At 32.9% G+C, this 12,435-nt stretch carries 9 protein-coding genes; 8 read left to right on the top strand and 1 reads right to left on the bottom strand.

What is annotated here, in order from left to right:
- Positions 1–6 precede the first annotated feature (6 nt).
- The 8 genes from ASC72_RS02555 to ASC72_RS02520 all read left to right on the top strand — a co-directional run bounded on the left by ASC72_RS02555 (position 7) and on the right by ASC72_RS02520 (position 10,525).
- Positions 7–882: a sugar phosphate nucleotidyltransferase gene (locus ASC72_RS02555; RefSeq protein ID WP_056186226.1), complete on the top strand. Its 876-nt coding sequence runs from the start codon at positions 7–9 to the stop codon at positions 880–882.
- 173 nt (positions 883–1,055) lie between these two features.
- On the top strand, positions 1,056–2,429 hold the full coding sequence (locus ASC72_RS02550) for a sugar MFS transporter (protein ID WP_056186223.1): 1,374 nt from the start codon (positions 1,056–1,058) through the stop codon (positions 2,427–2,429).
- Positions 2,430–2,461: 32 nt separating this feature from the next.
- Positions 2,462–4,390, top strand: coding sequence for a glucosamine-6-phosphate deaminase (nagB, locus tag ASC72_RS02545; RefSeq protein ID WP_056186881.1), 1,929 nt, complete (start codon positions 2,462–2,464; stop codon positions 4,388–4,390).
- A gap of 241 nt (positions 4,391–4,631) precedes the next feature.
- Positions 4,632–4,868, top strand: coding sequence for a DUF3820 family protein (locus ASC72_RS02540; protein WP_056186218.1), 237 nt, complete (start codon positions 4,632–4,634; stop codon positions 4,866–4,868).
- A gap of 507 nt (positions 4,869–5,375) precedes the next feature.
- Entirely contained in the window at positions 5,376–6,989 is a 1,614-nt protein-coding gene (locus ASC72_RS02535; protein WP_056186879.1) for a CTP synthase, read from the top strand.
- Positions 6,990–7,070: 81 nt separating this feature from the next.
- The gene (gene yidC, locus ASC72_RS02530; protein WP_056186214.1) at positions 7,071–8,984 is read left to right on the top strand and encodes a membrane protein insertase YidC; all 1,914 of its coding nucleotides are present in this window, start codon (positions 7,071–7,073) and stop codon (positions 8,982–8,984) included.
- A 94-nt stretch (positions 8,985–9,078) separates the two neighbouring features.
- On the top strand, positions 9,079–9,795 hold the full coding sequence (locus ASC72_RS02525) for a toxin-antitoxin system YwqK family antitoxin (RefSeq protein ID WP_056186211.1): 717 nt from the start codon (positions 9,079–9,081) through the stop codon (positions 9,793–9,795).
- A gap of 172 nt (positions 9,796–9,967) precedes the next feature.
- A complete protein-coding gene (locus tag ASC72_RS02520; RefSeq protein ID WP_056186207.1) occupies positions 9,968–10,525 on the top strand; it encodes a DUF4956 domain-containing protein in 558 nt (185 codons plus the stop codon).
- On the opposite strand, the gene ASC72_RS02515 is transcribed toward ASC72_RS02520, so the two are convergent.
- A complete protein-coding gene (locus ASC72_RS02515) occupies positions 10,526–12,418 on the bottom strand; it encodes a PEP/pyruvate-binding domain-containing protein (RefSeq protein ID WP_056186202.1) in 1,893 nt (630 codons plus the stop codon). It lies immediately after the preceding gene.
- Between the last annotated feature and the right edge of the window lie 17 nt (positions 12,419–12,435).

Below are 12,435 nucleotides of genomic sequence, written 5' to 3'. Positions count from 1 at the left end.
ATAAATATGCACAACAATTTAGTTATTCTTGCGGGCGGTGCATCCTCTCGTATGAAAAAGGAAGCCGTTTTAGATAATTTGTCTCCTGAGGAAATTGCACAGGCCAACGAAAGAAGTAAAGGTTTAATAGGCGTTGGCGCAAGCGGAAGACCTTTACTGGATTATCTTTTATTGAATGCTAAAAAAGCAGGATATATAAACATCTATATTATTATAGGAGAACAAGGTGAGTTGTTTAAAGAATTTTATGGAAACCATAATGAAAACAATAATTTTCACGGGCTTAACATCTCATTTGCGGTACAATATATTCCTGAAGGACGAGTAAAACCTTTTGGAACTGCTGATGCGTTGTTTCAGGCCGTAGAACAGTTTCCGGAATTAAATACACAGGAATATTCGGTTTGTAATAGTGATAATTTATATTCGGCGAAAGCCTTGTTGGCACTGAGGGAAACAGAAAGTCCAAATGCATTTATCAGTTACGATCGTGATGCCTTAGAATTTCCTTCTGAAAGGATTTCACGTTTTGCGATTGCCAAATTAGATCAAAATAATCAATTACTGGATATTTTAGAAAAACCAACAGCAGATGATTTAGAACATTATAAAGATGTAGAAGGAAGGATAAGAGTAAGTATGAATGCCTTTAAATTTAAGGGAAGCACTTTATATACACATCTTAAAAATTGCCCTGTTAATCTGGAGAGAGACGAAAAAGAGTTGCCAACGGTTCTTTTGAATTCGGTTAAAGCAAATCCAAATACAACTATTGGAATTCCATTTTCAGAACATGTTCCAGATTTAACTGCTAAAGAAGATATTGCAGATGTCAAAGAATATCTCAAAAAATATTATCCCGTGCTGGACTGGGAAGCTTAACAAATATTAACAAATATTTCATATCTATTTTAGGGATAAGTACAACTTATTACATTACTTTTGTATTGCAAAAAAAACGCAAAATACTGCGTAAATAACGCAAATGAATTAAAGTGTTGATGCTATCTTAGATTGAAAACCAAAAATCTATTAACAATCAACCCAAAAGTATTATGTCAAACATTGAAAGTGCCATACAAATAGAAAAAAGAAGTGCAATTCTTCCGATGGTTATTCTGACCGCATTATTTTTTATTCTCGGATTTGTAACCTGGCTCAACGGACCTTTAATTCCATTTTTTGAATTGGCTTGCGAACTTTCTTCTTCACAAGCGTACTTTGTAACTTTTGCCTTTTATATTGCTTATTTCGTTATGGCCGTTCCATCGTCCTGGGTAATTGAAAAAGTTGGGTATAAAAACGGAATTTCCTTAGGATTATTAATTATTGCATGCGGCGCATTTATGTTTTATCCTGCTGCAGAAAGTCGTACTTTTTTATTGTTTTTAATAGCACTTTTTGTGATGGGAACGGGTTTGGCAATTTTGCAGACAGCTTCAAACCCCTATGTGGTTGTAATTGGTCCCAGAGAAAGTGCCGCAGCCCGAATTAGTGTTTTAGGAATTGCGAATAAATTGGCCGGTTTTGTGGCGCCAATTATATTGACTGCTTTGGTTTTATCCAATATGGAGGAGTTTACAGCAGATAAGATCGCGATGCTGGATTCGGTTGCAAAATCAAATGCCTTAAATTCTCTTGCATTACAATTGCAAAGACCTTATCTTTATATGGGATTGATTATTATGGTATTGGCTTTAATGGTAAAGTTTTCTCCACTTCCTGAAATTGATTTGGATGAAGAGGGGAATATTTCAAATTTGAGCATTTTCAAACAAATTAAAAATGCATTCAGACGTCCTCAATTGGTTTTGGGAGTGATTACTTTAATGTTGTATTTAGCTGCTGAAGTTTTGGCTGGAGATTCAATTGGAGGTTTCGGAAAACAATTAGGAGTGTATGGCGATGAAGGAAATTTTTATCTAAAATTAACCTCTTTTACCATGTCAGCAATGGTGGTTGGCTATATTTTAGGAATAACCCTGATTCCAAAATACCTATCACAGGTAACAGCTTTAAAAGGATCTGGGATATTGGGAATCATTTTAGTTTTGGCAATTGTTATTATTTCACCTAAATTGATGATTCAATTGCCTGGAATTCCAAATTTGCCAATTGTAATTCTTTTAGTAGCATTACTTGGTTTAGCAAATGCGCTTTGCTGGCCGGCAATTTGGCCAATGGCATTAGAAGATTTAGGTGGTTATACTAAAATTGGAAGTGCTATTTTGATTATGGGAATTATTGGCGGTGCTATTTTTCCTTTATTATATGGATTAATTACAGAAGCAATAAATACATCAAATATTACAGCAGGAACGCAAGACGTTTCAAGAAGTGGAAATCAGCTTGCGTATTTAATGTTATTGCCATCTTATATAATGATTCTTTTTTATGCGGTTAAAGGTCATAAATACCGAAAATGGTAAATAAAAACGAGAAATTAAAAAAAAACTATATCATGTTAAAAAGTAAAATCGACAAAGCAACAGGATTCGAAAAGCGATTCGAAAACATCAATACGGTTGTTTTTGAAAATTCTTCTGATGCTTCAAAAGCAGTTGCTCAGGAAATTGCGGCTTTAATTCAATCCAAACAAAAAGAGAATCAACCTTGCATTTTAGGTCTTGCAACTGGTTCTTCACCAAAAGGATTGTATGCTGAATTAGTTCGTTTGCATAAAGAAGAAGGTTTGAGTTTTAAGAATGTAATCAGCTTTAATCTGGATGAATACTATCCAATGGAACCAAACTCAATCAACAGTTATGTTCGTTTCATGAAAGAATTGCTGTTTGACCATGTCGATATTTTACCTGAAAATGCTCACGTTCCGGACGGACTTTTAACAAAAGAACAAATTGCCGATTATTGCCATGATTACGAAGCTAAAATTGAAGCTTTAGGCGGCATCGATTTGCAGATTCTTGGAATTGGAGGAAACGGTCATATTGGTTTTAACGAATCAGGTTCACTTCAAAACTCAAAAACACGATTAGTGGCTTTAGATCATATTACGAGAGTTGCGGCAAGCAAAGATTTCTTTGGATTGAGCAATACACCAAGAACAGCCATTACCCTTGGAGTTAAAAAAATCATGGAGGCCAAACAAGTAATATTATTGGCTTGGGGAGAAGGAAAAGCGAATATTGTAAAAAAATCAGTAGAAGATGAAGTTACGAATCGCGTACCGGCTTCATTTTTACAGGAACATAATAATGCGGTTTTTGTTTTAGACAAAGAAGCTTCTTCAAAACTAACCAGAATCAACAAACCATGGTTGGTAGAAAAAGTAACATGGACAGACAAATTAACCCGTAAAGCGGTTTTAGGATTGGCCCTTCAGCTTAAAAAACCAATTTTAATGCTTACCGATGCCGATTATATTGAACATGGAATGAGCGATTTATTGGCAGATTCAGGTCCGGCTTACGACATCAATATTAAAATCTTCAATAAACTTCAAAATACAATCACAGGCTGGCCAGGTGGGAAACCAAATGCCGACGATTCAAACCGTCCGGAAAGAGCAGAACCGGCTAAAAAACGTGTCCTGATTTTCAGTCCGCATCCAGATGACGATATTATAAGTATGGGTGGAACTTTCATGCGTTTGCAGGAACAGGGACATGAAGTACACGTGGCGTATCAAACCTCAGGAAATATCGCTGTCGCGGATGATGAAGCGCTTCGTTTTGCCAGATTCGTGATTGATTACAATGAAAAATTCGGAATCAAAAGTGCAGAAGCAGATAATATTTACCAGAAAGCAGCAACCTTTTTAACCAATAAAAAGAACAGTGAAATTGACATTCCGGAAGTGCGTTACATCAAAGGATTGATCAGAAAAGGAGAAGCAAGGGCAACAAGTCATTTTGTTGGATTGACTGATGATCAGATTCATTTTATGGAATTACCATTTTATGAAACCGGAACCATTGAGAAGAAACCAATCGGACCGGAAGATATTCAATTAACAGTTGATTTAATTGAAAAAATAAAACCACATCAAATCTACGCAGCCGGAGATTTAGCAGATCCACACGGAACACATAAAGTATGTCTGGATGCTATTTTTGAAGCCGTAAAAGTCCTAAAACCAAAATCATTTATGGACGATTGCTGGTTATGGTTATACAGAGGAGCATGGCAGGAATGGGGAATTGATGAAGTGGAAATGGCAGTGCCAATGAGCCCGGATCAGGTTTTGGCAAAACGCCATGGAATTTTCAAGCATCAATCTCAAAAAGACGGAGTTGTCTTCCAGGGAACCGACGCCAGAGAATTTTGGCAAAGAGCCGAAGACAGAAACGCAGAAACAGCAGCTTTGTACCAACAATTAGGATTGGCAACTTATGCCGCTATGGAAGCTTTTGTAAGATGGCATTACTAAGTTGCTAAGGCTCTGAGATGCTAAGATGCTAAGTCTTTTAGCTCTTAGAATATTCAGCACTAATTTTTACTAATTAGAATTCGAGCTAATTCGTGCAATTCGCGGCAAAAAAGCACACAGATTATAAAAATCATTTTAATCCTTTTAATCTGTGGCAAAAAATAATAGCTTTGTACCAACAAGAAGCAAGAAAGAGAATAAATCTATATTCTTTTCTCTTGCTTCTTTTTTCTAAAAAAAAATGGAACAAGACAAAAAACTTCTCATAAAATTAGCGCATACCAAAATGCCCTTCGGAAAATACGAAGGTCGTTTTTTAATTGATTTACCAGAATATTATGTGGTTTGGTATCAAAATAAAGGTTTTCCTAAAGGAGAATTAGGGCAGCAATTGCAGCTTATTTATGAACTAAAATTAAATGGTTTGGAGGAATTAATTCGTAATATCAAGAAGCAATATCCTAAACCTTTAAAATAGTAAGAAAAATACTTGGTTATTTCAATTTTTTTATATAAGTTTGATATATATAATATTATAATTTTTAAAAATAAATTGATACCACAGAATTCAAGACTGAATTTATAAATGTGTACAAGTCAATGTTTTGAAATTATAATACAAATAAAAAATATTATAATTTTTGAAAACAAATTGGCACCACAGAATTCAAGACTGAATTTGTAAATGTGTACAAGTCGATGTTTTAAAATTATAATATTTTTTTATGCCTGAACTTTCTTGTAAAACTTATAATTTAGGCAAAAAGTGAAAATATATAACAAATTAGAGATAGTAACTAGTCTCAATTTAAATACAATCTTCAAAAATAATCCTAATAAATCCTTAAAATTATCGATTACGAAAGCAAGTAATCATTCTGTTTAAAAATTTGCAAATTATCTCATTCTCTTATTGACAAATTATCTAATTAAATTTGTACTTTTGCCAAGTTTTTTACACAACTACAATACAAACAACAACAGAATGAATCAAACAAAATATATTTTTGTTACAGGCGGTGTGACTTCTTCATTAGGAAAAGGAATTATCGCGGCATCTTTAGCAAAATTGTTACAAGGAAGAGGATACCGTACAACTATTCAAAAATTTGACCCGTATATAAATGTAGACCCGGGAACATTAAATCCGTACGAACATGGAGAATGTTATGTAACAGATGATGGTGCTGAAACTGATTTAGATTTAGGTCACTACGAGCGTTTCTTAAACGTTCCGACTTCTCAGGCAAATAACGTTACTACAGGAAGAGTTTATCTTTCAGTTATTGAAAAAGAGAGAAGAGGGGAATTTTTAGGAAAAACAGTTCAGGTTGTTCCTCATATTACTAACGAAATCAAAGACAGAATGCAATTGCTGGGTAAATCTGGTGATTACGATATTGTTATTACTGAAATTGGTGGAACTGTTGGTGATATTGAGTCTTTACCTTATATCGAGTCTGTTCGTCAGTTGGTTTGGGAATTGGGTGAAAATAACGGAATCGTTATTCATTTAACATTGGTTCCTTATTTGGCTGCTGCAGGTGAGTTAAAAACTAAACCAACACAGCACTCTGTAAAAACTTTGATGGAAAGTGGTATCAAAGCTGATATTTTAGTTTGTAGAACAGAGCACGAACTTTCAGATGAATTGCGTAATAAATTAGCCTTATTTTGTAATGTAAAAAGAGAAGCTGTAATTCAGTCTATTGATGCTTCAACAATATATGAAGTTCCAAATTTAATGCTTGAAGAAGGATTAGATGTTGTGGCTTTGAAAAAATTAGATTTACCTAAAAAAGCAGCTCCGGATTTAAAAAACTGGAATACTTTTTTACGCAGATTGAAAAATCCAAAACATACGGTAAATATTGGCTTGATTGGAAAATACGTAGAAATGCAGGATTGTTACAAATCTATTTTAGAGGCGTTTATTCATGCAGGTGCTGCTAATGAAACGAAAGTAAATGTAATTTCTATTCACTCAGAGCACATTAATATTGATAATGTGGAAGAGAAATTAGGGCCTCTTGATGGTATTTTGGTCGCTCCTGGTTTTGGTGAAAGGGGAATTGAAGGAAAAATCGAAGCAGTTCGTTTTGCGCGTGAAAATAATATTCCGTTTTTCGGAATTTGTTTAGGAATGCAAATGTCTGTTATCGAATATTCAAGAAATATTCTAGGTTACACTGAAGCGAATTCTACAGAGATGAATGATAAAACAAAACATCCTGTGGTGAATTTGATGGAAGAGCAAAAAACAATTACAGACAAAGGTGGGACAATGCGTCTTGGGGCTTGGAAATGTGATATCAAACCAAATTCATTGGCTCATAAAATCTACGGTCAAAAAACCATTTCGGAGCGTCACCGTCACCGTTATGAGTACAATAATAAATATAAAGATGAATTGCAGAAAGCAGGTTTAATTGCTTCTGGAGTAAATCCTGATACTGGTTTGGTAGAAATTATAGAACTTGAAAATCATCCGTTTTTCATTGGTGTACAATACCATCCTGAATACAAAAGTACTGTTGCAAACCCACATCCAATTTTCGTAAATTTTGTGGCTGCTGCTGTAAATGCACATAAAAAATAATATTAATATTCTAAAAGGATGTAACGTTTGAGTCTAACTCACAACTAATAGCCTTTAACGAATAACTTTTTTTAAATTATAATGGAAGAAAAAAAATTTGATCTTAATTCAATCATTGGTTTTGTATTGATATTCGGAATTTTGATTTGGATTATGTACCAAAATCAGCCTTCTGATAAGGAAATTGCTGCTGAAAAAGCCAAGAAAGAATTAGTTGCCAAGCAAGAAGCTCAGGCTAAAGCAGATAAAACCAAAACAGCTGTTTTGCCAGTTGCTGCTGCAACGACTCCGGGTGATACTGTTCAATTGGCAAATTTGCAAAAAACTTTAGGAGGTTTTGCTTATTCTGCTACACTTCCTTCTGCAAAAGAAGGTTTTACAACTATTGAAAACGAAAAGATTAAACTGAAAATCGCTAATAAAGGTGGATATATAGTTGAAGCTACACTTAAAGAATTTGAAAAGTTCAAAAAAGGTTCTGGAGAATTAGTTGAATTAATCAAAGACAATAATTCTCATTTAAATATTCAGTTACAAACAACGGATAACAGAACTTTAAATTCTAAAGATTTATTTTTTGAGCCAACGCTTACTAAAAGCGGTGCAGATCAAATTTTGACCATGCGTTTGAAAGCTGGTGCTAACGAATTTTTGGAGTACAAATATATTTTAAAAGCAAATGATTATTTAGTTGGTTTTGATATTCGTTCTCAAGGATTAAATAAAGTTTTGAATTCTTCTAAACCTTTGGATTTAGTTTGGGATTTGAAAAGTTTTAGAAACGAGAAGAGTGTTTCTATCGAAAAGAGATATGCTCAGTTAGAATATGAATATGGTGACGAAAAATACAGCTCAGTAAGTGATGGTGTAGGAAAAGAAGATACTCCTGAAAAAGTGAGTTATATAGCTTTTAAACAACATTTTTTTACTGCTATTTTAGCCACAGATAAACCATTCGAAAAATCTAAATTGCAATCTGATGCGTTAATTAAAGATGAAAGCATCGACACAACATTTGTAAAGCAATTTAGAGCAACAGTTCCCTTAGCTTTTTCTAATGGAGAAGTTGATTATAAAATGAGCTGGTATTTTGGACCCTCTGATTATAAAACTTTAAAATCTTATGATAAAAACTTCGAAAAAATTATTCCATTAGGTTGGGGAATTTTCGGATGGATTAACCAATGGATTTTTATTCCGTTATTCGGATTCTTGAGTTCTACAATTGGATTGTCATTAGGAATTGCAATTATCATCTTTACTATTTTGATAAAATTGGCAATGTCACCAATTACCTATAAGTCATTCCTGTCTCAGGCTAAAATGAAAGTTTTGCGTCCGGAGATTACAGAGTTGGGGGAAAAATTCAAAAAAGACCCAATGAAGAAACAACAGGAAACAATGAAATTGTACAATAAAGCAGGAGTAAACCCAATGGCAGGATGTATTCCGGCCTTGATTCAGCTTCCGTTTATGTATGCATCATTCCAGTTCTTTCCATCTGCTTTTGAGTTAAGACAAAAAAGTTTCCTATGGGCAGACGATTTATCGTCATTTGATGCTGTGGTACAATTACCATTCCATATTCCATTATACGGAGATCATATCAGTTTGTTTCCAATTTTGGCTGCAATTGCTATTTTCTTTTATATGAAAATGACTTCTGGAGATCAGCAAATGGCAGCGCCTCAGCAAGAAGGTATGCCGGATATGGCTAAAATGATGAAAATCATGATTTATGTTTCGCCATTAATGATGTTGATTTTCTTCAATAGTTATGGTGCTGGTTTGAGTTTGTATAACTTTATTTCAAATTTAATTACAATCGGAATTATGTTTGTGATCAAAAATTATATTGTTGATACAGATAAAATTCACGCTCAAATTCAGGAGAATAAATTAAAAGAGCCTAAAAAACAAAGCAAGTTTCAACAACGTCTTCAAGAGGTAATGGAACAACAAGAGGCTACAAAAGGTCAAAACAAAAAGAAATAATACAATAAAAAAATCTCGATTTATCGAGATTTTTTTATTTTTATAGTATACTTTATCAAAAGCATTTTCGTTAAAGCTTAAAATTGAATTTAATATGACTTATAAAAAAATAATAATCGGATTACTTTTTTTAAATGCCTTTTTAGTTTCGGCACAAGAAGTGAATAAACTTGATGCTAGCGGAAAAAAAGACGGAGTCTGGAAAGGAACTTACGAACTTTCAAAACGTCCGCGTTACGAAGGGGCTTTTAGCCATGGAAAAGAAACCGGACTTTTTAAGTTTTTTGATGATACCAAAAAAGGTGATGTTGTAGCTACTCGTGATTTCACAGCTAATGATGGAAGCTCTTACACTATTTTTTATGATCAGAATAAGAATAAGGTAAGCGAAGGGAAAGAAGTGGGGAAAGCACGTGAAGGGGAATGGAAATATTACCATAAAGCTTCAAAAGTTGTTATGACACTTGAAAATTATAAAAACGGAAAGCCGGAAGGAATACGATCTGTTTTTTATCCCGATTCTAAAATTGCCGAAGAAATGACGTATAAGAATGGTTTAAAAGATGGAACTTATAAAAAATACGGTCAAAACGGATTGCTTTTAGAGCAAAGTACTTATAAAAATAATGAATATAATGGAGAAGCTATCTTCTATGATTCTGACGGTGTTATGGCTTCTAAAGGGAAATTTTTAAACGGAAAGAAAGTCGGAATGTGGCAATTTTATCTAAAAGGAAAATTGACGAAAGAAGTAAATATGAGTGATCCGAAAAGCAATTACAAAGCAGACTCAAAACCTAAAATGGAATAGTATAAATAGCCATTTTACGACTATTTTTTTTGACACGACCCGAGCGCTAGCGAATTGGCGAAGCAATTTCACGAATTTACACTAATAAGAAATTAAAATAAGTAATTTGTGTCAATTCGTGAAATTCGTGACAAACTTTTTTCTAAATTTGATTTGCTAATACTTTGAGTAAATGGATTTAAACGAACTTACCGGGCGGTTTTTATTATTGTTTTTTTCAATTTTGATTTTGTATTTTTTCTCTAACAGAAAAGATAATGAAACGATAAATCCATTGATGGTAATTGTTGGTCTTTGTACTTTCTCTTTGTGTTATTTATTTACAAAAATCGAAATTGGAGTAGGGATTGGATTTGGATTATTTGCTATTTTCTCCATTTTAAGATTTAGGACACAGTCTTTTACCGTAAATGCCATTATTTTTCTCTTTGCAACTATCACACTTTCTATTTTAGATATAATGTATCCGTTTGAAAAGATTGAAGTGTTGTTGTTCTTTCAAATAATTATTATCGGATTTTATATTTTTGCCTCAATTTTAGTCAACAAAAAAGCATCTAAATATTTGAATATTGTTGATGTTAAAATTCCTTTGGAAGACGATTTTTCATTAGATAATCAGAGAATTCGAAAATTGATTCAGCACAAAATAAATGTTGACGATTTTGATTTTAAAATCATTCTGATTAATACAGTTTCTAATGAAATAGATCTACAGGTTTTCTATTGATTATTCGTTAAATGGTCTAACCTGTTTAATATATAAATCTCTATTTTCTCCCACAATTTTAAATTCAATATCAACTGGATTTAGTCTGTTTTTTTTCCAATAACGATTCATTTGGGTTTCTATTTTTTGACTAACAGAATTAAGTCTGATCATTTCTTTTCTATTTAACAAAGGTTCATTATTGTTTAAATTGGAATTGGATGTATAATCGACATTAAAATCTTCATCGGCTGTTTTTTCTGGCGTTAAGTAATAAGTTGTGAATTGCTCACAGATTTCTCCTTTTTCTGGTTTAACAACTGAATTTTCTCCTTTTTGGATATTGACCGTAATACCCGGAAAATTTTTTCTGAAGATATTTTGTGTTATAATTACTCCATTGGCTAATTCATCCGGAAAAGAACGATGTACCAAAACTCCCATAGCTATACTTCGTTGATCAATTCCAAAAAGTTCTCTTTCATTGTAAGAACCTTCATTCCAGACACTGGCCCAAACTTGTTTAATTGCTTTTTCGAAGGATTTTATACTGTCGCCAAGAATTCCGGTTTTTGAATCATATAAACCTGCTCCGTTAAAATCATCTAAATCTTCGGCATTGGTTGAGGATCTGAATCTGAAATTTTTAAAAGCTGCATTTTTAAAAGTTTGATTTAGTCTTGCTATTAACTCGGCATTAATTGGCTCTTTTTTAATGGCAGCACGAATTTTTTTCAATTGATGATTGATCCAGACCGTCGAATCTTTATGCGGATAAGCTAAAAGTTCGCTGATTAAAGGTGAAATAGATTTCTTTTGAATGTGTTGAGTATAGAAATAAAAAGGAATCGCATGCGCATCTTCGGGAGTTTTAAAAGGGATATCTTTTGCAATATCTTTTGAAATTGCAATGAGATATGACATATTTTGTGCTTTGGAACCTATAAAAGTGACACCTTTTTTAGGCATAGAATTTAAGTCGACTAAATCTGTAATACTGTTATCAATAATCAATTGCTTCTTTTTGGAAGCAGTTTTTTGGTTTATTTTTTTGGTTGTTTCTTTGATATAAAAAGTATCAATTTCAATTTTTAATTCTACTTTCTTAGAAATTAATCTCTTGATATTGTTATCCTTTAAAACGGTTGTATACGCCATTATCGGAATCTTTCTATTTTTACCTAAAAGCACTAAATGGCTCAACGGTGTCTGAAGTTCGTTTATAATAATTCCTCTTACATCTGGCAGGATATCAGGCGTTCCATCCAAAATGATAATTTCATCAGAGTTTGGTTTTGTTGTTTCTAAATCTTTTATTTTATATTGTTTTAAGATTCCAACTGTGCTTCCGGAAACGACTTCCTGATAGGTGATATCATTAAAAATATAGTCAGATTTCACACAGGGAATTTTAAATTTATTTTGTTGAAACCATTCCATTTTTTCTGGATTGTTTAAGTAAAATTTTAAATCCGGGCCAATGAAACTTGACTTTATAATTAAATTATAAAAGTTTTCAATTAGGGGAATGGTCATACGATCTGAAGCTGCTAATTCGAAAATCCATTTTTCAGTTCCTTTAACATGATTGAGGTTTCCCAATAAATAGTCCCGGTTTTTTTCAGTATCGCTGTAATTATCTTTGTTAAAGATTTCTACCTCTTTATCATAACCTAAATAGTTGGTTACAAAATCATAATGATGAGAAATTAAGGTACTATTGAAATAATACATTTTTTTTGTTCTCAGGTCGTAAACAATTTTTACCGATTCGATATTCGAAAATTTATCAGATAAAGGTTTGCCTTTGAATGTTTTGTAGGCTTCGTAATTAGGCAAAGTAGCGCTATAACTTTGCGCACTCAAAGAAGTAATTATAAAGAGAAAAATAAAGCTGTAAACAAATTTTTGCATGACATTTTTATTGATGA

It is taken from the genome of Flavobacterium sp. Root420, assembly GCF_001427905.1.
GTDB lineage: Bacteria > Bacteroidota > Bacteroidia > Flavobacteriales > Flavobacteriaceae > Flavobacterium.
Note: the sequence above shows the minus strand (reverse complement) of the source record. Positions and strands in the feature narration are given on the sequence as shown.